General features: G+C 43.7%; 24 protein-coding genes. 9 read left to right on the top strand and 15 right to left on the bottom strand.

Translation table 11 applies throughout. The features are described from left to right. Nucleotides 1-37: 37 nt before the first annotated feature. Complete coding sequence (locus tag DDR33_RS06035; RefSeq protein ID WP_109414884.1) at nt 38-802, bottom strand: alpha/beta hydrolase family protein; 765 nt, start codon at nt 800-802, stop codon at nt 38-40. A 124-nt stretch (nt 803-926) separates the two neighbouring features. Then, nucleotides 927-1,595: a hypothetical protein gene (locus DDR33_RS06030; protein WP_109414883.1), complete on the bottom strand. Its 669-nt coding sequence runs from the start codon at nt 1,593-1,595 to the stop codon at nt 927-929. A gap of 119 nt (nt 1,596-1,714) precedes the next feature. Between DDR33_RS06030 and DDR33_RS06025 the strand changes: the two genes are divergently transcribed. Continuing rightward, the gene (locus tag DDR33_RS06025; RefSeq protein WP_109414882.1) at nt 1,715-2,944 is read left to right on the top strand and encodes a hypothetical protein; all 1,230 of its coding nucleotides are present in this window, start codon (nt 1,715-1,717) and stop codon (nt 2,942-2,944) included. Between the two features lie 81 nt (nt 2,945-3,025). Here DDR33_RS06025 and DDR33_RS06020 read toward each other — a convergent pair whose 3' ends face one another. After that, complete coding sequence (locus tag DDR33_RS06020) at nt 3,026-3,655, bottom strand: response regulator transcription factor (protein ID WP_109414881.1); 630 nt, start codon at nt 3,653-3,655, stop codon at nt 3,026-3,028. Then, complete coding sequence (locus DDR33_RS06015) at nt 3,648-5,645, bottom strand: sensor histidine kinase (RefSeq protein ID WP_109414880.1); 1,998 nt, start codon at nt 5,643-5,645, stop codon at nt 3,648-3,650. Before DDR33_RS06015 ends, DDR33_RS06020 begins: the two co-directional genes overlap by 8 nt. A 195-nt stretch (nt 5,646-5,840) precedes the next feature. On the opposite strand from DDR33_RS06015, the gene DDR33_RS06010 reads away from it, so the two are divergent. The 5 genes from DDR33_RS06010 (at nt 5,841) to DDR33_RS05990 (ending at nt 8,802) form a co-directional block, all read left to right on the top strand. Continuing rightward, nucleotides 5,841-6,320 carry a hypothetical protein gene (locus tag DDR33_RS06010; protein ID WP_109414879.1) on the top strand — a complete coding sequence of 160 codons (480 nt, stop codon included), beginning with the start codon at nt 5,841-5,843 and terminating at the stop codon, nt 6,318-6,320. 66 nt (nt 6,321-6,386) lie between these two features. Beyond that, nucleotides 6,387-6,833, top strand: a complete 447-nt coding sequence (locus DDR33_RS06005) for a hypothetical protein (protein WP_109414878.1) — start codon at nt 6,387-6,389, stop codon at nt 6,831-6,833. Nucleotides 6,834-6,908: 75 nt separating this feature from the next. Then, on the top strand, nt 6,909-7,451 hold the full coding sequence (locus DDR33_RS06000; RefSeq protein WP_109414877.1) for a hypothetical protein: 543 nt from the start codon (nt 6,909-6,911) through the stop codon (nt 7,449-7,451). Between the two features lie 26 nt (nt 7,452-7,477). Beyond that, the gene (locus tag DDR33_RS05995) at nt 7,478-8,128 is read left to right on the top strand and encodes a hypothetical protein (RefSeq protein WP_109414876.1); all 651 of its coding nucleotides are present in this window, start codon (nt 7,478-7,480) and stop codon (nt 8,126-8,128) included. 191 nt (nt 8,129-8,319) lie between these two features. After that, complete coding sequence (locus tag DDR33_RS05990) at nt 8,320-8,802, top strand: META domain-containing protein (RefSeq protein ID WP_158280649.1); 483 nt, start codon at nt 8,320-8,322, stop codon at nt 8,800-8,802. Between the two features lie 2 nt (nt 8,803-8,804). Here the strand turns inward: DDR33_RS05990 and DDR33_RS05985 are convergent, their stop codons facing one another. Genes DDR33_RS05985 through DDR33_RS05975 form a run of 3 tightly spaced genes read right to left on the bottom strand, consistent with a single transcriptional unit; the run spans nt 8,805 to nt 10,963 of the window. Continuing rightward, nucleotides 8,805-9,746 carry a hypothetical protein gene (locus tag DDR33_RS05985; protein WP_109414874.1) on the bottom strand — a complete coding sequence of 314 codons (942 nt, stop codon included), beginning with the start codon at nt 9,744-9,746 and terminating at the stop codon, nt 8,805-8,807. A gap of 5 nt (nt 9,747-9,751) precedes the next feature. Then, nucleotides 9,752-10,204: a hypothetical protein gene (locus DDR33_RS05980; protein WP_109414873.1), complete on the bottom strand. Its 453-nt coding sequence runs from the start codon at nt 10,202-10,204 to the stop codon at nt 9,752-9,754. 30 nt (nt 10,205-10,234) lie between these two features. Continuing rightward, nucleotides 10,235-10,963, bottom strand: a complete 729-nt coding sequence (locus tag DDR33_RS05975; RefSeq protein ID WP_146198708.1) for a hypothetical protein — start codon at nt 10,961-10,963, stop codon at nt 10,235-10,237. A 470-nt stretch (nt 10,964-11,433) separates the two neighbouring features. Between DDR33_RS05975 and DDR33_RS05970 the strand changes: the two genes are divergently transcribed. Further along, nucleotides 11,434-11,910, top strand: a complete 477-nt coding sequence (locus DDR33_RS05970; RefSeq protein WP_109414871.1) for a hypothetical protein — start codon at nt 11,434-11,436, stop codon at nt 11,908-11,910. 93 nt (nt 11,911-12,003) lie between these two features. Here the strand turns inward: DDR33_RS05970 and DDR33_RS05965 are convergent, their stop codons facing one another. The 8 genes from DDR33_RS05965 to DDR33_RS05930 all read right to left on the bottom strand — a co-directional run bounded on the left by DDR33_RS05965 (nt 12,004) and on the right by DDR33_RS05930 (nt 19,822). Then, complete coding sequence (locus DDR33_RS05965) at nt 12,004-12,600, bottom strand: TetR/AcrR family transcriptional regulator (RefSeq protein ID WP_109414870.1); 597 nt, start codon at nt 12,598-12,600, stop codon at nt 12,004-12,006. A gap of 80 nt (nt 12,601-12,680) precedes the next feature. Further along, nucleotides 12,681-14,012: a TolC family protein gene (locus DDR33_RS05960; protein WP_109414869.1), complete on the bottom strand. Its 1,332-nt coding sequence runs from the start codon at nt 14,010-14,012 to the stop codon at nt 12,681-12,683. A gap of 15 nt (nt 14,013-14,027) precedes the next feature. After that, complete coding sequence (locus tag DDR33_RS05955) at nt 14,028-15,608, bottom strand: DHA2 family efflux MFS transporter permease subunit (protein ID WP_109414868.1); 1,581 nt, start codon at nt 15,606-15,608, stop codon at nt 14,028-14,030. A 4-nt stretch (nt 15,609-15,612) separates the two neighbouring features. Then, nucleotides 15,613-16,689, bottom strand: a complete 1,077-nt coding sequence (locus tag DDR33_RS05950; RefSeq protein ID WP_109414867.1) for an HlyD family secretion protein — start codon at nt 16,687-16,689, stop codon at nt 15,613-15,615. A 500-nt stretch (nt 16,690-17,189) separates the two neighbouring features. Continuing rightward, entirely contained in the window at nt 17,190-18,362 is a 1,173-nt protein-coding gene (locus tag DDR33_RS05940) for an FAD-dependent monooxygenase (protein ID WP_109414865.1), read from the bottom strand. Between the two features lie 152 nt (nt 18,363-18,514). Continuing rightward, entirely contained in the window at nt 18,515-18,697 is a 183-nt protein-coding gene (locus DDR33_RS05935; RefSeq protein ID WP_109414864.1) for a tetratricopeptide repeat protein, read from the bottom strand. 111 nt (nt 18,698-18,808) lie between these two features. Beyond that, a complete protein-coding gene (locus DDR33_RS25745; protein WP_158280648.1) occupies nt 18,809-18,961 on the bottom strand; it encodes a hypothetical protein in 153 nt (50 codons plus the stop codon). 72 nt (nt 18,962-19,033) lie between these two features. Beyond that, entirely contained in the window at nt 19,034-19,822 is a 789-nt protein-coding gene (locus DDR33_RS05930) for an AraC family transcriptional regulator (protein WP_109415098.1), read from the bottom strand. 95 nt (nt 19,823-19,917) lie between these two features. Between DDR33_RS05930 and DDR33_RS05925 the strand changes: the two genes are divergently transcribed. Further along, nucleotides 19,918-20,115, top strand: a complete 198-nt coding sequence (locus tag DDR33_RS05925) for a hypothetical protein (RefSeq protein ID WP_109414863.1) — start codon at nt 19,918-19,920, stop codon at nt 20,113-20,115. A gap of 19 nt (nt 20,116-20,134) precedes the next feature. Then, nucleotides 20,135-21,469 (top strand): TolC family protein, encoded by a 1,335-nt coding sequence (locus DDR33_RS05920; protein ID WP_109414862.1) that lies wholly within the window; start codon nt 20,135-20,137, stop codon nt 21,467-21,469. The last annotated feature ends 1 nt before the right edge of the window (nt 21,470 follow it).

The raw sequence follows: 21,470 nt of genomic DNA, 5'->3' as shown, positions 1-21,470 counted from the left end.
TTTATCGCCGCTTATCCCGACCGGATTACAAAGGGCGCTAAAAAGGATCGTTCAAAAACTTCAGAACATATTGCCGGATCACCTTTCGCTGTCCAGCATTAGCATGGTCATCCATGTCGTCATGCTTTACGTCTGCTAGTTTGATAATGACCATTCCTGATCTTTTCATCTCAGCCGCCGCAGGTACTACCCCCTCATCTGCCGGCTGATCGCCAGAACGCAGTGAATAGATTTTCAAGTTTCTATCATAGGGAAATGGCATTCGCCGGTTGTCCAGCGTGATGATCTTCGAAACGATGCCTGGATACTTCTGCGGGAACAAAGCAGTCATATCACCGCCGTTGGAATGACCAATGAGGGTGATATGGTTAAAGTCAAGGTCAGGATACCCCTTTTTTAGCTGGTTTATTACAAACTGGATATTGTCAGCCCCACGTTCCCAAAAGGGACGTCTGACGATCTGCGGAATGCCTGTTGCGGGCATTAGCTCATCAGTGGGAAGCTCATGCTGGATGCTGGCTACAAAATATCCCTTTGCAGCCAGAAAATCTGTCAGGTAGGAATAGGCGAGATAGTCGCCGCCTCCGTTCTGTCCATAGCCATGGCTGAAGATGATCACCCCTGGCCTTATTTGCTCCGGTCGATAAAGCGCAACCGGAATTTTTCTATTTCGGGAGCTGTCCACATAGGTCAGCGTATCCATCTTAAAAGAATATGTCTGATTATACCCCGCCCGATTCATTGTGGCGCCCCCCAGCAGGATGCCCGTTGCTGATAGCAGAATTAAAATAAGGTGTTTCATTTAACAGAATATTTGCCGGCCTTCCCAGGCGTTCTTATTTCTGGTACAATATATCATTTTCCTGCAAATTCAGGGGGCTCCGAAGTGGAATATACACGATCAGTGAACTAATTTTTCAGGCCGGTCATTTTTTGAACCATTGGCCGCCGGTGATCACCAGGTTCGAAAATGCCCCGTCGGAGCCATCACCCACCCAGAAGCCAACCTTTCCGTCAAGCTGTTCTCTCAGTGGAGGAATTTCGGGCAATGGGATCCTGTCCCCGTTAATGAAAACCCGGATTAGTTTGCCGCTCACTTCAACCTTTACATGGAACCAATCGTTGGGGTCGATGAAGGAATTTACCGGAGCTTCGTATTTTCCCGGAAAGTTTTTCCTTAAGTAAGGCCAGTCATAATCGGGCAGGGCGATATACTGAACCGCATGTGCTTTTCTCACGCTATCCTTTGCATTAAAATTAAAGGGCCTGCAATAGACCGATTCATAGGTACTGTCGTTACTGCCATGAAAGGCGACACCCACAAAACTCTCCTGCAGCACATCTTTTCCTTTCACATCGAATTCAATGCTGCCACTTTTAAAATGCAGGTCATTGATCCAGACTACTCCCGGGTTATTCGCCGCATTAACCCGGACTACTCTGCCTTTGTGCTCATCGGAAAGGATCTCAATTTCCCGGTTCACTGCCCTAAGGTTGTTCTTTTTCAGCGGTACACGGATCGGCTTTTGTCCCAGTGCATTGAAGGCGCAACAAATCAATATCGCGCAAATACCTGTTTTGTTAAATCGGTTCATCAGAAAAATTTGTTTTTAAACTTTGCATTATTATCATTGCAACCAAAGGAAAAAGAAAATCCCGGGAGTTTAAATTCAAGGCGGGTTCAAATCCGTTCAAGCGTGAACAGGTAAACAACATGACTGATACCCAGTTTTTTATCGAAAAATACAGAACGCTGGTGGAAACCAGGATCGGCTGGGGGAAAAGCGATAATTGGCAGTCCCAGGACTTTGAAACCTTGAGCGGGGAGATATTTAAAAAGACGGGAGTGCTGTTAAGTGCCAGCACCCTGAAGCGGATCTGGGGAAAAGTCAGGTATAACAGCACGCCGAACCTGGCGACGCTGGATGCCCTGGCCCGCTTTGTCGATTTTCCAAACTGGAGATCTTTTTGTCACTGGCAGGAAGAAGCAACAGCGGCGTTGGAGGAGCCGAAAGTCACAAATAGAAAGTATAGAATTCCACTCCTGGTGACCGTTGTTACTATTGTATTGACGCTGATTGCATTTATCTTACAGAGGCAGTCCGTAAAAACCTTGAGGTATAGCAACATCCGCTTTTCAAGCAAGCCGGTTACCAATGGTATACCCAATACCGTCATATTTAAGTACGATGCCACCAGGTCCAATGCGGACAGCGTTTTTATCCAGCAGAACTGGGATAAAAGACGGAGGTTCAGAGTCGATAAGAACAGGCACGAGTACTCCAGCACGTATTACCTGCCGGGCTATTACCGTGCTAAACTCGTTCTGGACGATTCGGTAGTTAAAGAACATGACCTTCTTATCGAATCCGACTGGATCGGCGTTCTTCAGAAAGAGCCCATCCCAGGTTACCTGCCAAGGGAGCTGTATATGAAAGACGGCTCGATGGGACTTGAAGAAGCCGATGTGAACATCGGCCCCAAAGACTATCAGAATGAGCCTCCCGTTTTCCTTCTCTCACGCGTTGCTAAGGATATGGAAGTTCCATCGGAAGCCTTCGAACTTTCCATGTTGCTGCAAAATACTTTTACGCGGGTTTCCGCGCCGTGCCGGCAAGCGAGTGTTATGCTACTCGGAACCGGGGGCGTAATCAGGATCCCGATGTCAGCTCCGGGTTGTGTAGGGGATCTGTTGCTTCTGCTGGGCGACCGCGCTATTGATGGCAAAACCCATAACCTTTCAGGTTTTGGTGTTGACTTCAACAAACCTGTACAGTTAAGGTGTGCCGTTTCTTCCGCGGAGATCGGGATCAGCCTGAACGGTACTCTTGTTTTCAGAGACAAGTTTCCAAAAGGGATTGGCCGCATCGTCGGCGTGCGGATTGCTTTTACGGGCTCTGGTACTGTAAGTAATTTCAAGCTTTCCAGTCTGCGCAAAGACTAACCCGGAGCCTCGCCCCTTATCTGGAGATGAATGGACAAAAAACCGTCATTTCTGCAAAGTGAGCTCTTCCTTTATTTGTATTTAAAGCAACTGCTGCTGATTAGCCGCCATAATCAGTTCCGCAACATTCTTAACTCCAAATTTCTGAATCAGGTTCTTGCGGTGAGTGTCAACGGTGAGCGGGCTAAGGAACAATTCCTGACCTATCATCTGACTGGTTTTACCCGCGGCAATAAGCGCAAGTATTTCCTTTTCGCGGCGTGTAAGCCGTGGCACACCCTGCAGTTCGTTCTTCGACGGCCGGCTGATGATCTCCATTACTTCTTTACTATAACAGATGTTTCCTTTGACCGCTTCTGCTATGCAATGTCTTAATTCCTCTATCGAACTGTTTTTTAACAAATAGCCACTGGCACCATTCTGTATTGCCTGCATGATGATGCTCCTTTCGGTATGGTTACTTAAAATCAAAATGCTGGTTGATAAAGAGATTTGTTTGATCCTTTGACATAATTCAATTCCGCTGATGTCGGGCAGGGTAACATCTAAAAGCACCAGATCCAGGGCATGGCCGCTTAGGTAGGATAAGAAATCTTCCCCCTTGCAAAAACCACCAATGATCTTGAGGTTTGTCTCATGCGAGAGAAGTGTCTTCAATCCTTCAATCACAATCGGGTGATCATCAACAATAGCGGTAAGCAGCTCAGGCATCAGCGTTGGTATTAAGTTCGATATTAATAGTGGTCCCCTCATTGATCACGGAACGCAGTTCAAATTTCCCTTTCAGGTAACCGATACGGTTCTTCAGATTTTCCAGACCCATACCCTTACGTTTTTCCAGAACAGCGGTGTCAAAACCGATCCCGTCATCCTCTAATGTAATAAAAAATACAGAGTCATTCTGGCTGCATTGCAACAGGATATTTTTTGCCTGTGCGTGACGGATAGCATTGGAGAGCAACTCCTGTACAATACGATAAATGTTGAGCTGAACACTAAGCGCTATATCTTTTTGAATATAAAACGTCTGAAAGTCGATATGCAACCCATCGCGCATATAAAATTCGGTAAGATCCTTCAAAGACACTTCCAGACCGAATTTCAGAAGCGTCTCGGGAAGCAGATTCCGTGCAATGCGTCGTAATTCACTGACCGAAGAATCCAGCTGACCGATGATGCGGTACAAGTCTTTTTCCTGTTCAACTCCCCCATTTGTGTTTACCAGGCCCGACAAGCCAATCTTTACACCAGCCAGCATACCACCCAATCCATCATGCAGATCACGCGCAACCCGTTCCCGTTCATGTTCCTCTCCGTCCAGCATGGCCTTGGTAATTTTAAGCTGTTGTTTTTGTTCCAGTTCATGCAATTGTTGCTGGTAATTGATCTCCTTTTGCGCTGCCAGTTTCCGGCTGTTTCCCGCGTTCAGCATCACCATTCCAAGAATAACCAGTAGCGACAGACAGCCGGTACCCAGCAGCCAGTTGAAAAGATGCTGGTTCTTTGCTCCCAGTTCGGCTTGCTTATTCTGAGCCTGCAGATGTGCGATCCTTTTCTGACTCTCAATCGAACGATATTTCGTTTCCAGCTCATTGATCTTAAGTTCGGTTTGGTTATCATGAATGCTATCAGTCAGCTGCTGGTGCCTGGTTTGCCAAAGATAGGCCTGTTTATAATTTCCCATCAGGCTGCTGTTTTTAGCCAGTTCACCATATATCATAGCCTTATCATTTACACTCGACAGAAGCGTACCATCTTTAACAATGTCCAGCAGGACACGCTGGGCACTAGCATATTCCTTTAGTTCTGCATAAGCAGCATACTTACGAAAGAAAAATTGCTGGTATAACTGCTTCTGGTTATACTTTCCTGCCAATACTAACCCTTTATCAGCGCTTTGGAGTGCCTGTTGGTATGATTTCACCGTTGTGAAGTATAAAGCCTCATTATAATAGTAGAGTGTGTAATTAACAGAGCCGGGGAAAGGCGCCAGTAAGGCATGTGCTTTTTGTAGCAGGATCTTCGCCGCTGCCGGTTTGCCATCATAACAATTAATACTTACGCCGTTGAGGTATGCAAAGAGCAGATTGGTCGATGCCGGGTTTGTCTTTTCCAGTAAGGCAATAGCCTTATTGTTATAATTGCTGGCTTTCGTAAACTGATAGTTATTCATCAGTATGGTTGAAAGCTGAGTGTAGAAATGGGCGAGCATTATTTTATCGCCCGCTTTCTCTGCATTGGGGAGTACATATTGAAGTGTAATCCGTGCTATAAACTCATAGCCCTTATCCCGATTCATCAAGGCGTAATTGTACCAGGCGGCAGCCTGCCGGCTATAAGCTGCCGGCGTGTGAAACGCGGACAAGGCCTTTTGTGCTTTTGCAAAAGCGACTGCTGCTTTTCTAACGTTCCAGTTATAATAGTACTGCCCTTCGTAAAAGTGCGACAAGGCCCGGAGATAGGCTGATTTGCGGGCCAGTTGTCTTCCCTTTATAAGAAATGTCTTGCTTTGGGTGGTGTCTTTAAATTTCCAGTACTCAACCAGCATGAAACTGGCAATAGCTTTAGCGCTGTCCGTACTTGTTGACCGGAGCACGGTTGTAAGGCTGTCTACATGCCGCTTTTCATCCAGCGGGATTTGTTGCTGGGCAAAAGCGCTCCTGCTAAACAACAACAACAGAAAGATTAGATATTTATTCATGGATAGCGTTTCCGTAGCCGTCGAAGGAGGCCAATCATGCAAATATCAACCTAAAAAATCAAAACTTAGATAAATCCCCTCATAAAGCATTAAAATACCTAAAAACAGGTAGAAAAAAACACACTATTCGGGGGATTTCATATGAGCACGTTCTCCAATAGTTTTGCAGTCTATCTATTTTTAATCCATTTAAGTATGAAAAAAACTATTTTAAAAAGCTTGGTCGCAACAATTACAGGTGTACTTTTTATTACTTGTTTATCATCATGCAGCAAAAAAGGCGACGATGATCCTTCACCTGAGTCCGGTGAACGGACAGCTAAGTTTACGGTTACAGTTACCGGGGCACCTGAATCTGCTTATGTATCATTTGTTGTGGTTGGCTTAACCAACACTCCTTCAGAAGCTACCGTCTGGAAAGTAAATGGCGCGGTAAAAAATGATGAAAGTGCAGTAAGCCTGGATGCAAATAGCTTTAAAGGGAACACTAAAACCTATGTGATTGAGTCAATTAAGCCATTAAATGCAATTAGCGTGGGTATACAATGCTTAAATCCTGAAAGCCTGCCCTATAAAGTTAGTTACAAGTCAGAGATCAATGGTAAAGTGAAACAAGATGTAAAGGATTTTACTGTAACCAAAGACGCAGATTTCACACACGATTATACCTATTAAAGCATTGAATACAAGCCTTAATGCGATTACTATTAAGTCTATTACTCTATTTAAATCCATATGACTATGAAAAAGATCATGATTATTTGCGTGGGCCTGCTAATATCCGGGGCGACGCTCACAAAAGCCCAGGCTGTTTTAGACAAGGTTGACAGGGCAACTGACAAAGCTGACCGTGCAGGCCGCACCGCTGACCGAACGAAGAACACTGGTGATAAAATATTGGGCTTTTTTGGTAAAAAAAAGGGCAGTACCTCAACTGAGAAAACTACAGTAAAGTTTACAGGTGTTAACTTTTCGACGCTGAAAGCTATCAACGAAAAACTGCAATCAGCGAAGGGCATAGAAAGCACCAAAATGAAATACAGCGCTTCAGGCTCCTCTATCGTCCTGGAGCACACCGGGTCAACTTCAGATATCCTGAAAACCCTTCAGAAAGCGGCTCCCGACGTCTTTTCTGAAAAGAATATTGAAGGTATCGATGACGGGGAAATCTCTGTTAAACTGAAGTGACATTAAATACAACGATTTCACCTCTGCCGGAGTAGTGCACCATGATGCTCCGGCAGATTTCACAACAATATTTCTATGAAAAATAAAACAATTGGATTTCACAATGCCGGCCTTATCTTGCTTACACTGACGGCTCTAAGTTTTGCATCCTGCAGCAAGAACGGAGGCGAAGTAGATGACAATGGGGAAAAGTATCTGACCTGTAAGATCAACGGAGAATACCGCGAATTCAATTACTTCGTTAATGCGAATGACAAACCTGCTACAGACACTGTACACTTTGTTGTGATCAGCGGATGGGAAAAACAGGATATGATCACCGGATTTGGCATCGATATGCATATAGCTGAAGGAGCCAAAGAAACAACTTATGTCGGAAATGATGCAAGCGACCTCTTACTCTCCGGAAAGTATTATATCCAGAACATGAAAGATGGCAAGATTGTGGGTACTACTATTTATAATGGTGGTAGCGCTACCGGAAGCAATTTCACCTTAACTATCACCAGTTTAACTAAATGGGGAGTTAAAGGAACCTTCTCAGGAAAACTGAGATTGCTGGGAGGTGAAGATTATGTTACAGTCACCGATGGTAAGTTTTCAGCACCGTATAATTGATTAACAACTCAGTTTTTATTTTCATCATGAAAAAATACATTTTACTTTCGGGACTGCTTACATTGCTGAGCAGCTTCTTGACTCTTGAGACTTCAGCTCAAATTCCTGGTTTCAACGAAGATTTTTCCAGGTACGAGACCGGATCCTCGCCAGGTAGCATTAGAACCAACGGAGCAGCCACAGTTACCCGCGTTAAGGGGCAGGAAGGAAAATGGCTCGCAATCAGGGACAAGGCAACGTACAAATTCAATCGCCCGGCTCCGTTTCCAATGAAATTCACTTTAGAGTTTGATATATTGGCGCAGGCAGAGCAAGTCAAAGATATGGATCCGGTATCGTTCGGCTTTGTTAAAGACAACTCCGTTCGGGAACACATCAGCAATGGCGGAGCTTTTGTTCAGCTGCATTACAGGGATGCAGACGCTGTAAACATAGGCAATTATGAATTAAAAAAGGAAACAGGCACTACATTCGATCTTTCTGCAACAGCGAACAGGCCGCTGCATGTAAAGCTCGTAGTTAACGGGGAACAGATGGCCGTCTATTTAGATGATACCAAACTGGCAGATACAGTATTATTTCCGGCCAAAGCGGTAAAGTATTTTTACTTCAGCGGTCCCTGGGAATATGAGCATGGTTCGCAGTTATTCATCAGCAATTTTAAGGCGTCATTCTGAGTTCGGGCTTGATTGTTTTGTTGTTATGCTGCCTTGTTAAACAGTGTGACTTATGCAGGAATTGATATTGATTTTGAAAGGCAGATATCATCCTGTTATCTGCCTTTCAAAATTGTGAACGCGTATCATTCAGGCTTATAATAATCCTTTTAGACGAAATGGGAAGGAATTTTGTATACTGCAATTATTTTATGGAATCGGCCAAAAATTATCATCTTACCTATATGTCAGGAAAAATCACTGTTGCAGCTTTAATTTTAACTATCATGGGCTGTGCGGGTCCAGCCAAGCACACCGAGTTGCCCAATCCAAAGGACCTTAACGGATCATGGAATTTGGTCAGCATTTTACCGGATACCGTTAGCATTAAAGAGTTGCCGAAAGACCGACACCCATACTTTAATATTGATATCGATAAGAAAACAGTCCAGGGTTATTCCGGGTGTAATTCTTTCAGCGGTGATTTCAGCCTGCGAAATGACAGTTTAGAATTCAATCCATTTGTTGCAACTGAAATAGGATGCACTGACAACATCGAGCAAGCATTTTTTTCAAGACTAAGAAGGATTAAACACTATCGGGTAGAGAAAGATCGCCTCGAACTTTTATCTCAGGATACATTATTATTACTTTTTGAGAGGAATCAAGTAAAGAATGTCCCTACGGCAGACTAGCTCTATTTTATTTTTATAAACTTTCCATTACCATTTAACTGCCAGGAACCCTCTAATTTCCTTTGATTTCCATCGTACAGGAACAGCGAGATGTCGTATGATGTATCCATTGAAAAAACAGTCTGTTCTGCTTCATCCCCATTACTGTTTGCAATTTCGAGGCCATCTATAAAAGTCTGCCCCCTGGTGGTTATCAGATATAGCAAATCACTATCTCCACTTACATTGCTTATCAGATAAAGATGAAAATCACCGTTTGAGGGTAATTCAGCGCTTGCGTCCACGCCCAGTTGATATTGCTGTTTAAATATGTTTTTCACATACGCATCGGTGGAAGTTGTCATTTCAATTTTCCTGCTCAGATTGTCATAATCTAAAGGAAAAATATCTAAAGAGTTCTTCACCGCAACTTTCTGCTGAGATTCTTTCTCCTTTTCAGAATCCTGCACTTTTTCCAGTACGCATTGATCAGGTGCATAGTATTCTCCTGCAGGCGCTTTTATGATCTTCCAGATCAAATTATCATTTGTCCATTTTATACTGCAAGCCCCGTATCCCGAATTAAAAAAGCTCTTAAAATTCCCCGTATAAGCGTTTTCATCTTTATCAAAAGCCGCTCTTATATTAGCGTCTCCGTCAAAATCACAGTCAAGTTTCCCCCCGTTGTTATAAACTGCACAATACTGCGCGATCAGCGAATCATCTGTAAGCTTTAGTATTTTGACAGTAAATTCACGGCTTTTGTCTTCAGATCTCCAGCGCCATAAGGCATTACTTACAATAACCTTTTTATCTGTTTGAATTTCAGTTTGTAGGCTATCCAGCTCTTGTTTAGCGTCATTCGTACGCACTGTTTCCTTCTTGCCGCTGTTACATCCGGAAGCAATTAATAAACAAAATAACATCAGCAAGCCTCTGGCATTTGCTTTCAAATCTATTTTCATCTACTTTAAAAACTTGTTTTAGCGGAGTGATTCTGTGCTGTATACTTCTTCCTGAACTGTATAAATAAGATCGTCGTGATACAGGTATATAATAGCGAAAAGATCAAAAGATTTGACATGACGCTTCCTGTAAAATGGTGCGAATTTATCAATAAACTGATGATCAGGAACGCGATCAGCAAGATGGGTGCTCCTGAAAAGCTTAACCATGAAAGCAGGTAATTTTCCCTTATCCTCCTTACGGAGTTCAAAAAAACAGTAAACGAGCAAAGTAGTATTGCCGCAAGGTAAAGTAAAGAGAATGCCAGGTTCAGAACAATATCTAAAATATCTGCAATCGTTGCCAGTAAACCATCGTCAGCAGCGGTTGTATCCATAATGGTAATTCTGTAGGCAACATATAAAACAAATCCTGTCAGTAACTCAATTGTCCAGTATTTCAGAATGATTCTTTTCATGAGCGCCGAATTTGCAATGCGATCAATTTATCAGTCAAAAGCCACCAGTTTATCCTGCGGAAGATCGTACTCATAAACATGATCATCCTCCTCCCCAACATACAGCCATTGAACGACATGCCCGCCATTTGGCCCTACCGGCGCAATACCAATTACTTTATAACCGCGGTTATTTCGTTCCCGGGACTCGATCGAATAAGTTAACTCACCGCGGTTCCTGATAGCATTTTGCAATAAGGGATTCCTGGTTTGGGTAAGATAATATTCGGTCAGTAAATAAACTTTGTCCAGGTAGGAAGCTGTAAATTCCTCGTCGGGTGACCAGGTATATTTTAGTTTTTTACCATATGTCTTTCTGAACGCGGAAACCGGACCGTCACCGTTTTTTTTAACGGAAACCAGTAACTGCGCCGGCATTTCAGCGTCATTATCGCCGGGGAGGGTGATAGTACCGTCCTTCCAGGTAACTTTTATCTTGTCTCCGCGATTTAAGTTTCTGCTGGTGTCTGTTTCATTTATAAAGCTGAAAGTGCTGTCGCCTTTTTTTGCCAGCAGTTGAAAATAATCACCATCATCAAGGTATTTTACAAAAGTCATTTGGGCAACATGCTCAGGCTGTTCCTTTTTCTTTCGTTCGGCAAGGGGCTGTTCTGAAGCAGTATCTGGTTTTGCTGACTTCTGTTCTTCAGCTGATTTTGAATGGCATGCTGACAATCCGCATAACGCTGCAATTAGAATCGCGTTTATTAGTTTATTCATTTGATCTACTATTTTAACTGGTGCCAGTCATCCACAATTCGACCAGCACCTGAGTATCCGCTTTATATTAGTTCCCCAGCCCTGAATTGCTTTATCGCATGCAATAAACTTTTTTGTTGAAGAAACGTTTGAATATTACATCAAAAAATTGATATAATATCCGGGCACTAATTAACGAAGCAAGCTGGATGCGTAACACTACTTCCTTTTCTTTCAGGTTGCTTAGAAAGCGACAATTAAGAGTGCTGTCATTGAGTTTATTGCGGCACATATTCTCTATCAGATCGATCTATGTATTACGATTCTTACCATACATAATTCCCTGTTTACTGATAACTTCCTGTAGTGGTGATGCTGGTCAATCATCGAAAACAGCGCTGCAAAAGCAGCATAAACCAAGGGATATCACAGACAGCTCAAAAGCGCAACCGGTCAAAATCGCCATAAAAAGAAGTACGGATATAGAAGTGATGGATGAAAAAAACATCCGATTCAACGGGAAATTAAAACGTTATTTCTCTTTTAGCGAATTTCAGTCGGTGCTGGGAGAGCCGGATAGTACAAAACTCTTGAGCGACGAAGAACCATGCACCAACATTTTCCAGGAACCGGATGGTTCCGTTCATCCCGATGCCAAATATCTATATAAAAACGGATCACGTTTTGAGTGTTCCCAGGGAAAAGTAGCTATCGACGAAGTGAAGTTCGGCAATGGCGACTTTATTGTTTTCGGCAACGTATCCCTCAGCAAACAAACTACATTGGCTGAGCTGAAAAAGCTATTTCCAAATGCCGCTGAACATATCGGCATTATGGATGTAGCCGGTGAGGGCGAGCTGCAGGTAATACAATTGAGAGAGGATAAAAACAATATATCCGACGGGCACATCAATATTTTCATCAGGAACGGTAAGCTTTATTCGCTTCACTGGTGGTTTCCTTGTTAAGAACACAGCGGGGCAACATACGACAACCGGTTGATCTGGCTGCGGTCGGCAGAAAGGAAGTAAAATACCTCTCTCCTTTTTAAGGAATATCTTTCATCCTTTTAAGATGACATATAAGTTATTCCAAACCTCTTCAATCTCGGTTTCAGGCTTCAATGCCTGCCCCGTCATAATCCTGTGAAGCATTACACCATCACTTGAACTAATAAACAGCCTTGCTAGTTCGCCATCTTTCACGCTGCTTTTAATCTCTTTCTTCTGTTTGGCAGAGGAAATTATACTCATCCACGCCGCCATCTCTTTCTGCTGATGATTGATGATCTTATCTGTGAATCCCGGGATGATACGAATTGCTTCAAAAAGCAGCAAATAGTGATTGTTCTTGTCTGAAACTCCGGAAGCCGTTGCAGACAGCGCCTCGCGGGACAGTCGAATGGCTTTGAGGTAATCATCAATAAATCCGCGAAGGCTGTTTTGCGAAAGACCAGCGAAATTGATACTGCCATACCTGCTGAGATAATCATCAATAATAGCTTCGAAGATATGTTCCTTGCTCTGAAAGTAATGATAAAAGGCTCCCTTTGAGAAGCCTGTTTTTTCCATCAGCTCTTTGAAGGTGACATCCTTATAACTTTTTTGCAGAAAAAGCTGGTAAGCCGTTTTTAGAATATGTTCTCTTGAATCTTCCATTTCCAGGAACTCAGGTGGCTAAGATACAAATAGTTTGCAACAGGAAGCCCATTCATTCAAAAGCGCGAATTTCATGATCATCAGTTTGCGACAGGAAACGTACCAGTTGCTTTCATCCAATAGTAACGCGCCATGAGTGCATCATATATTGATTGTATATAGTTCTCTTCCGACGTTGCGATGGTTCTCTCACTTTCCAATACCTGGGCATATTGAAACACTCCTAACTTAAATTGCTTCTGGTTGCTTAGGAAGATCGCTTTAGACAGTTCATAATTGGCCCTGCTTTTTTCAAGGTTATATGAACTCGTCGCAATTCTTGCTAATGCCTGACTGACTTCGAAACGAACGTCCGACAACCCTTGTTCCAGATCAAAACCGGCCTGCACCGATCGCAATTGATGTTCACTGATCGTACTGTTGTTCTTTAAATTGAAGGTCAGGGGTATACTGACTTTTAAACCAGCATAGCTATAGGGAGTCCACCAGTCGCGGTTCGAATAATCGAAATTTTTATATTGAAACTGATGTCCATAGCTGGCATAAAGCGAGATCGATGGTAAAGCATTCTGCCTTGCCTTCCTGATCTGAAGGGCTGCATTCTCCCGTAGCAGCTTTAATTGTTTTATCTCCGGCCGGTTTTCTCCGGCAATGCTTTCCTGAGGTAAAGGGGAGGCAATGAAAACAGACTGAATACTATCTCTGATAACCACGGTTTCTGACCGGGGAACATTCATCTGGTACTTCAGCTCGTTGAAAGCTAAATCGTAATCCTTTTCCCTTGTTTTGCTGGAGGCAACAGCGTTCTGATAATCAAGCCGGGCCTTTAAATAATCATTTTCGATCATTGCACCCAATTTATACTTCCCTTCCGCCATCTGCAGATATTCATAATAGCGCTTTTCATTCTCCCTGGTTAACTTGTATTGTACGTCTTTCAGCAGCACATTCAGATAAGACTCGGTAATAGCGAGCCTGATCTCGTTCTCCGAGATATTCCGGCGCTCTTTTTGTAACGCTACATTATTTTTTGCTATCCGGATATCATTCGTGATCGATGGGTTGAGCAGAGGTTGTGAAAGGTTCAGTGCGTAAACGGAGTTCGTTTTCGACTCCAATGAAACTTTCATTGGTTCTGCATTTCCAATCATGCCGGCAGGTACTACCGTTTGGCTTAAACGCGCGTTATAACGGGCGTCAGCAGAACCTGCAAGATCAGGGATCCACTCTTTTCTGCTTGCTTTAAGCTGGTTTTCCGAGATGAGAACATCATATTCGTGCGACTTCAGGTCGTTACGGTTCTTCAGGCCCAGAGTGATTGCTTCCTGGAGTGAAAGCGAATGAGTCTGGGCAACAATCCCTTCTGCATTTATCATCAGCAAAAGGTATAATATAGATCGAAGGTATTTCATTTTTTTATCTGATTATTAGTGCATAGACATGTCTTGCCCTGTATCGCCGTTTTTTCTGGGACTTCTGATCATAAAAATGATCGGAATGGAAACGAGGAGGAACAATGCGGCGGCGATATAAACGTGATTATAACTCACTAAATACTCTTGTTTTGTGAGTAACTGGTCCACCATCTTATATGAGGCCGCCATAGATTCATCGGGAGGATATCCCGCAGCAGAGAAAGTTCCGGCGATCCCGGCGACCCGCTCGGAAGCTATTTCATTATATTGGTTAATATGCCCTACCATGTTGCCTCTCACCATCGACTTTTCGTGTTCCAGATAGATGTTGATAAGGGCGACACCAATAGCCGATCCCAATTGCCTCATGATATTTGAAAGACCCGTCGCCTGAGCAAGCTCTGTCCCCCTGAGTCCGGCAAGGGCCATCGTCATAATAGGAACCGTTACCAGCGCCTTTCCAAAAGAACTGATAATAAAGGGCCAAAAGAGCGTGTGCTCGTTAGAGTCTGCCGAGGAGAACGATAAGAACAATAAAAACAGAACGAACAGAAGAATACCGGAAACGCTCGCAGCATGGTAACTTACCTTTTTCAGAATCACCTTACTGACCAGCAGCATGGCAAAAATGGATGCAATAGAACTGGGTATCAGAAACTCCCCCTGCATGGTCGCCGTCCATCCAAGAATATCCTGTGCAAACAGCGGAAAGATGAAGAACACGCCTATAAGCATCATTCCCAAAATGAGGTTCATGAGGTTACCCAGGGCCAAAGGCAGGTTCCGGTAAAGCTTCAGATTTACAGCAGGCTCGTCTGTTGTTAGCTCGCGCCATATAAATCCGGATAAACCTGACACGGCCAGAATGAAGAAAAATACTATTTCATTGCTGTCAAACCAGTCCTTACTGGCTCCTTCCTCTAAAAAGTATTGCAGTGAGCATAAGCCAATAATCATCAGAACAATGCCAAGCCAGTCCATTTTTTTGGTTTTTACAGCATCCTCCAGGTTGGGAACATATTTCCACGACAGATAAGCGGCAAGCACACCAATTGGAACATTAATGAAGAAGATCCAATGCCATGAGAAGCTGTCGGTAATGTAACCGCCGAGAACAGGGCCGATAGCGGGACCAAGCAATACCCCCATACCGAAGATCGCCACCCCTGTTGCAGCCTCGGCCGGGGGGAAAGAGTCGCTGATAATACTCTGGGAAGTAGACAGAAGTCCGCCTCCACCCAGCCCCTGAATAAAACGGCAGAACACCAGCATCCACAGGCTCGATGATAAACCGCACATGAGTGACGAGACTGTAAAAACAATAACAGACCCGGTAAAGTAAACCTTCCTGCCAAACTGTGCTGACAGCATTGCAGACAGGGGAACTGTAATAACATTCCCAAGAGCATAAGCGGTGATCACCCAGGCTATTTCCATGGTAGTAGCTCCCAATCCACCCATCATTGCCGGCCGCGATACACTGACGGCTGTTGAATCTATCAGCTCGAGCATCGCACAGGACAAAGCTGTAATAATGAGAATCCATTTAGCACTTCCGCTTATGTATTCCGGAGCTTTAGATGCAGTTTCCATTGCCTTAATCTATTTTGACTTTTACAAAAGCGCTTAGCCCTGGGAACAGACCTTCGTCAGTCTTTCTATTGCCAATGTCAAGGCGTATCCTTACAGGCACCCGCTGCACGATCTTAATAAAATTGCCGGTCGCATTATCTGCAGGAATCAGGGAGAATTTAGCACCGGTAGCACCAGACATAGACTCGACGATCCCTGCTATAGACCTGTCAGGCAGCGCGTCTATTTTTACCTCTACCCTTTGCCCCTGTTTGATATTAGAAAGTTGTGTTTCCTTAAAGTTGGCGCTCACCCAATAGTTAACGGTATCGATCACAGAACACAGTGCCTGCCCGGCAGATACGTATTGTCCGGACTGCACAGCCCGGCGGGTTACCCTTCCGCTAAAAGGAGCCCTGATCCATGCCTTCTCAAAATTGTTGCGGGCCAGTGTCAGCTCAGCCTCCCGCTGCCTGATAAGCGCCAGTTTGAGGTTCGCCTGCTGAGACTTCACTTTAGCCTGAGTCCTGATGCTGCCTGCTGATGATAAGGAGGCCTTATATTGGTTTTGCGCTTTGGCAAATGCCGCACCGGCATTTTTTAGCGCGGTTTGTGCATTCTCAAACTGCTCCTGTGTTGCAGCCCGGATTGCGAGCAACTGTTCCACCCTCCTGTATTCGTTCTGACTTTTTAGGAGGCTGGCTTTCGCAGCAATTACCTCCTGCGCTCCGGCTTTCGAGCTCTCAATGTAAGACCCTGAATTTTGATACCCGGCAATTGCTTCATTTCTGGCTATGCCCAGGTCTGCGCGGGCATAGTCCAGTGCCGCTTCTGCTTCTTCTACCTTTGCCTTTAACTCGACAGTATCCAGGGAAAACAATAGCTGCCCCTTTTCTACTATCTGGTCGTCAAGGAAATAAATCCCGCTTACGTAACTTGTCACCCCAGAGCGGACCGAAATGATATTTCCGTCAATCTGGGCGTTGTCTGTCGTCTCATAATTGCCGCTCCTTAACCAATAGAAAATCGCAGCAGCTCCTGTAATCAGAACCGAAACACCAACCAGGAGAATCGTTCCCGCTTTCTTTCTTTTTTCTTCCATTTTTGAATATTAAATACCGACCATTTGGTCTGTAATCAGTGAAAAAATTACCGTCCGCTAGCGGACGGTTACTTGCTTTTATTTTCGAACAGTTTTTATTTACCTATCACGATCTGATAAACACCTTATAATAAATTCACTACCCAACAAAACAGCTGGTATAACCTGCACAAACGATATGATCCAAAACCAGGCAGGATGACGGGTATTTAACCACAACCACGCGATTACCGCCATAATCAGGATACTTACTAATATGCTTGCCCTGCGGTTTCCGCCGATCCATTTAATTAGCATTCCACCCAATACACTGCTTAATGCAAGGCAGATCAGCTTAATCACAAGCTGCATACAATCAGCGTTGCTGAGCTCAGGTCTTTCGAAAACAGTGAGTGAATCCGGCCAAATAATTCCCTGCACTTTGGCAAACACAGAACTTAGAAGTCCGATCGCACCGAATCCTGCTGCTATGGACAGTAACTGCTTATATCTCATGCTTGTCATTCAGATAAAAAATTCAACTGTTCTGGTGTCAATGCAATCTGGTCGGTCATGAGCCTGCTGATTTCATCCTCTGACGACGTACTAAACAAATCAGTAAAACGCTTCAGTTCAGCTTGGTTGTCAGGTATAAATGATTCGGCATTATTTCTCGCGTTGCTCTGAAACTTTCTGGATATGGGCTTCATCAGTCCGTCATAGCGTTGAAGCGCGCCATTCAGGTCATCCGGTGATTGTTGCAGGAAATAAGAAAGAGCTTTAGCACCGTAAATCGACAGCGACGCACCCATACCGGATAAAGCCGTTGGACAATATCCGGCATCGCCCAGCAATACCAGTTTGCCATTGGTCAGAGCCGGCGCATGCACCATGCCCATTTTATCTGCAAACATCAACCCGCTTTCCAGGAAACTATCAATCAGATGCCGTACGTCAGCATTATAATCCCTGAACGCGTCCTTTAACAACTCTGGTACCCGGGCGTGTATGGCAGCCAGTTCTTCTGTGCTCCGGAGATAGCATTGAATGGCCACTTCATTCTCATCAAGAGGATAGACGGAAAGCATCTTATCGACATCAAGATAAATCCTGACGTTGCCCGGTGTATCGGAAGGACGTTCCTTTAGGCGCCCCCCCATATACAGCAGGTTGAAATCTTCCACACTGCTGTCCTTAAAATAATTCCCCCTGGTAACAGACCTGAGCCCTTCCGAAATGATCACCAGATCCGCTTGTCGTGACTCTCCGTTTGAGAGGGTAACGTTAACTTCCTTTTCATTCTGTTCCAGATGCGCAATAGTTGTATCCATCAACACCTCAACATGATCCCGGATGTCATTGTATAAAACCTCATGGAGCCCGCCCCGGGTGATCAGGATCGACTGACTGGTGTTCTGATTTACTTTTGCATAACTGATGCTGCGAACCGCCGCTCCTGTTGCATCCACCCAATGCATGTACTCGGATGGCGTTGACTCTTTTCTCAAGGCCCCGGTAAGTCCCAGCTCGTCCATTATTTCTACACCAAAACTTTTGAGTGAAATCAGAAAGCCTGCTTTAGTAAACTTTTTGGCTTTATCGATCACCGTAACTTCATGCCCCTGGTTGAATAATAGTTTGGCGGCAGTCATTCCTGCAATGCCCCCTCCGGAAATTAAAATTCTCTTCTTCATAAGATTGTATGATTATAAATTTTAACAAATGTACTGGCAGATTTAGAGACAAAATATCTCAATAACTAGGAATAATAGTCCATAAAATAAATCAGAAAGCTTTGACGGTTTAGGAGCCCTGGAATCCGGGTTGGCCAGGCAGATGTGGTATGTTACCTTTTTTCTGCAATACCCTGTAAACGTCCTGCGGCATTTTCGTTCTGTGGATTCAGACTAATTGCTTTCCGGTAATTGGCCGCCGCCTGCACCGGGTCACCTTTCGCCTGATAACAATCAGCTATAAGCTCATAGCCCTTTAAAACGTCAGCATTCAATGGGTACTGCAAATCACTCATTCAAATATTTTATCGCATCAGCCTGTTGTACCGTGTCGGTATTATCGCCCCTGCCAGCCGTACTCACTCCTAAGATGATAACGCCGTCAGCACCTACGGCTCTTGCTTTTGTCAGGATTTTTTGCTGACATCTTTTGCGGCATAAAAAACGTCAACATTCGTAGTTGCCGCCATTTGATCTCCCATATAGGATATAGTCGCACAGGAACTGAACAGCGTTGCAAGCGCAAATAAGGTTGTAGTTAAAAGTGTGTGTGTCTTCATATAAAATAAGTATTAAAAGCTTTAGACATCATAACGTTTGACGGCCGCTTGAAATTACAAAAATCACCTCTTTTACCTTACAGATATAGATTTAAATTCCGTCGGCCGCATATTCGTCAATTGCTGAAAGTTATTGCTAAAGGCCGATATATTAGAATAGCCCACTTCATAGGCGATCTCTGTCATGTTCAGCCGGGAATCCTTTATCAACTCCATAGCTCTTATGATCCTAAGCATTTTAACATACTGAATAAAGGATATACGCAGTCTTGACTGAAATAGCCTCGTCAAACTTCTGACACTGATACTAAATTGCCTGGCTATGTCTTCCAGCGTGAGGGCTTCATTTAGCCTCGCCCTCAAATGATCCAGAATGGTATTGAGCCGCTGATCGTCAGTAGTGGGCAGTTGAATAGAAAATTTTCTGAGATGCTCTCTGGAAAGAAGATTCCTTAATGTACTTAAGAACTCATATTCCCAGGAGCCTTCAAAATAATCTCCCTGCCATTTCTCACTAAACGACAGCATTTCGGACAAGAGTTTACTTACAGGGTAAATGCCCAGTTCATTGTAAAAAGAATTTTCGCGCTCAGCAGGAAAGTAAATATTGATTATTTGAAGATCCTGCCTGTTAAACATAAGATTATGGGGGTAATGACCAGGAATCCAGATGTAATGATTGGAAGGAATATAGAAATCTTTTGTTGATGTCTGGAGATAGGCAATTCCACCTAATACTAAAAGAAGCTGTGCTTTATCATGCTCATGAGCGGGCAAACGCTGTTCGGTTTGCTGTCGCACGACCAGGATCGACTCAGGGTGTTGGTCAACAATTTTAGCCAGCTGCCTCAGAACTTTCATTTGGCCAAATTTAATAAAAGATAGGCTAATTATATAAAACCTCTTTAAGGCTCCTGAGATAGCTTTGCAATACATTTATTTTTAAGATTCAGCTAATGAATACCAGCAAGCAAAATGACCGGACAAAAACACCCAACCGACCTGAAAATGAGCTTAATAAGATCAACTTCTATATTCAATCTGCTTATTTGTATCCATTCGCCGTCACAATTGATGCTTCATATGTGGCAGACGGATTAACATCTTTTATAAAGGACAGGAAACAGAGGAAGCTAAACTTTAAAGACTATTAAAAGCACAATAAACAATTATATGCATCTATATAAATCAACAACTTTTTTTTGCATACTGGTTTTCTTGCTTTCCAGGCAAGTTAATGCCCAAAATTCAAGCAGTACAGGCATCATGGCCCTGGATGAAATCTGGACGATCACTGAGTCGCAAAACAGGCAGCTGAAATTGTCGGATTTAAGCCGTAAGGAGGGTCTCTTAAGTGTTCTCGAAGCAAGAGATAAGCTTTTACCCGAATTGTCAGTCGCCGGAGACGCTAAACTGAACTCCAAATTTCTGATCTACGATAAGGGATTATTTTCATCTCCTGAGGATGTACCAGTTTCCGGTTACGGATATAGCCTTGGCTACAGCTTCAATATGAATCTCTTTAACGGAGGGAGAGACAGAAGAAATATCAGGATTAAACAGGAAGAAGATGCCCGCAGGCAATATGAATACGATCTGCAAAAGAACAACACAAAATATGCCGTTGCTGCCGCTTATTACGATCTATATAAATTTCTTCAGTTTAAAGATTTTATTCTGGCCGAAATCACGTCAGAAAAAAAGCAGCTATCAACTATTCAGAATCTTCATAAAAACGGAGTGGTGCTGAAAAGTGATGTCCTCAGAACTTCCGTCAAATTATCGCAGTTGGAATTAAACTATTCAGACGTTGAAAAAAAGATCGCACTAGACAAGCAACGACTTAATATGCTGATGGGCCGAAGCGAAGACATCCCCCTGGACATCCCCTATCGGGACAGTATTAGCATTAAACAAATAGCAGGAGCTGGTTTTGGAGACTATCTTAGCATTGCGCTCCGGGAGTCCCCCCAATACAAAATAGTTCACAGCAATATTAAGTTAAGCGAGCTGAATGTCAAGCAGGTGGAAGCTGCAAGGCTACCGAGGTTTTCTGCTTACTCCAATTACAACTATACTTATCCGCAGATTTCCTTCTATCCTTATTCCAATGATCTCTGGGGCTTCGGGCAAACAGGAATCAAAATGCAATTCCCCATTGACAACCTCTACAAAAGCAGGCATTCCATTGCCCGGGCACGTGTTAACACCGATCAGCAAAAGGAAAGCGCCCTGATAAAAAGGGACGAAATTTCGCTTCAGGTTAAAGAGGCTTACTTACAGCTTCAGCAGGCTGCCGAGAATGTTGAGACAGCAAAAAAGAATATGATACAGAGTTCGGAGGCTGTTCGTGTGATCAGGAACAGCTACATGAACCAGGAATCTCTTTTAACGGATCTGCTGGATGCGGAAAATATGCTGCTGGAAACAAAATTCAACCTTACAGCGGCATTAGTAAACTTAAAACTGAACCACTTGCGCTTACTGGCTATAACAGGAATACTTTAAC

The organism is Pararcticibacter amylolyticus (genome assembly GCF_003130405.1).
GTDB lineage: Bacteria > Bacteroidota > Bacteroidia > Sphingobacteriales > Sphingobacteriaceae > Arcticibacter > Arcticibacter amylolyticus.
This window is presented reverse-complemented; position numbering and strand designations above follow the sequence as displayed.

Coding starts and splice junctions, on each gene's coding strand:
- DDR33_RS05930 (WP_109415098.1), bottom strand. CDS start 19,822: ATGAAAGTTCTGAGGCAGCTGGCTAAAATTGTTGACCAACACCCTGAG.
- DDR33_RS06010 (WP_109414879.1), top strand. CDS start 5,841: ATGAAAAAAACTATTTTAAAAAGCTTGGTCGCAACAATTACAGGTGTA.
- DDR33_RS06005 (WP_109414878.1), top strand. CDS start 6,387: ATGAAAAAGATCATGATTATTTGCGTGGGCCTGCTAATATCCGGGGCG.
- DDR33_RS05995 (WP_109414876.1), top strand. CDS start 7,478: ATGAAAAAATACATTTTACTTTCGGGACTGCTTACATTGCTGAGCAGC.
- DDR33_RS05990 (WP_158280649.1), top strand. CDS start 8,320: ATGGAATCGGCCAAAAATTATCATCTTACCTATATGTCAGGAAAAATC.
- DDR33_RS06015 (WP_109414880.1), bottom strand. CDS start 5,645: ATGAATAAATATCTAATCTTTCTGTTGTTGTTGTTTAGCAGGAGCGCT.
- DDR33_RS05920 (WP_109414862.1), top strand. CDS start 20,135: ATGCATCTATATAAATCAACAACTTTTTTTTGCATACTGGTTTTCTTG.
- DDR33_RS06030 (WP_109414883.1), bottom strand. CDS start 1,595: ATGAACCGATTTAACAAAACAGGTATTTGCGCGATATTGATTTGTTGC.
- DDR33_RS06000 (WP_109414877.1), top strand. CDS start 6,909: ATGAAAAATAAAACAATTGGATTTCACAATGCCGGCCTTATCTTGCTT.
- DDR33_RS05985 (WP_109414874.1), bottom strand. CDS start 9,746: ATGAAAATAGATTTGAAAGCAAATGCCAGAGGCTTGCTGATGTTATTT.
- DDR33_RS05950 (WP_109414867.1), bottom strand. CDS start 16,689: ATGGAAGAAAAAAGAAAGAAAGCGGGAACGATTCTCCTGGTTGGTGTT.
- DDR33_RS05975 (WP_146198708.1), bottom strand. CDS start 10,963: ATGAATAAACTAATAAACGCGATTCTAATTGCAGCGTTATGCGGATTG.
- DDR33_RS05960 (WP_109414869.1), bottom strand. CDS start 14,012: ATGAAATACCTTCGATCTATATTATACCTTTTGCTGATGATAAATGCA.
- DDR33_RS05970 (WP_109414871.1), top strand. CDS start 11,434: ATGGATGAAAAAAACATCCGATTCAACGGGAAATTAAAACGTTATTTC.
- DDR33_RS05925 (WP_109414863.1), top strand. CDS start 19,918: ATGAATACCAGCAAGCAAAATGACCGGACAAAAACACCCAACCGACCT.
- DDR33_RS06035 (WP_109414884.1), bottom strand. CDS start 802: ATGAAACACCTTATTTTAATTCTGCTATCAGCAACGGGCATCCTGCTG.
- DDR33_RS25745 (WP_158280648.1), bottom strand. CDS start 18,961: ATGAAGACACACACACTTTTAACTACAACCTTATTTGCGCTTGCAACG.
- DDR33_RS05935 (WP_109414864.1), bottom strand. CDS start 18,697: ATGAGTGATTTGCAGTACCCATTGAATGCTGACGTTTTAAAGGGCTAT.
- DDR33_RS06025 (WP_109414882.1), top strand. CDS start 1,715: ATGACTGATACCCAGTTTTTTATCGAAAAATACAGAACGCTGGTGGAA.
- DDR33_RS05955 (WP_109414868.1), bottom strand. CDS start 15,608: ATGGAAACTGCATCTAAAGCTCCGGAATACATAAGCGGAAGTGCTAAA.
- DDR33_RS05965 (WP_109414870.1), bottom strand. CDS start 12,600: ATGGAAGATTCAAGAGAACATATTCTAAAAACGGCTTACCAGCTTTTT.
- DDR33_RS06020 (WP_109414881.1), bottom strand. CDS start 3,655: ATGCCTGAGCTGCTTACCGCTATTGTTGATGATCACCCGATTGTGATT.
- DDR33_RS05940 (WP_109414865.1), bottom strand. CDS start 18,362: ATGAAGAAGAGAATTTTAATTTCCGGAGGGGGCATTGCAGGAATGACT.
- DDR33_RS05980 (WP_109414873.1), bottom strand. CDS start 10,204: ATGAAAAGAATCATTCTGAAATACTGGACAATTGAGTTACTGACAGGA.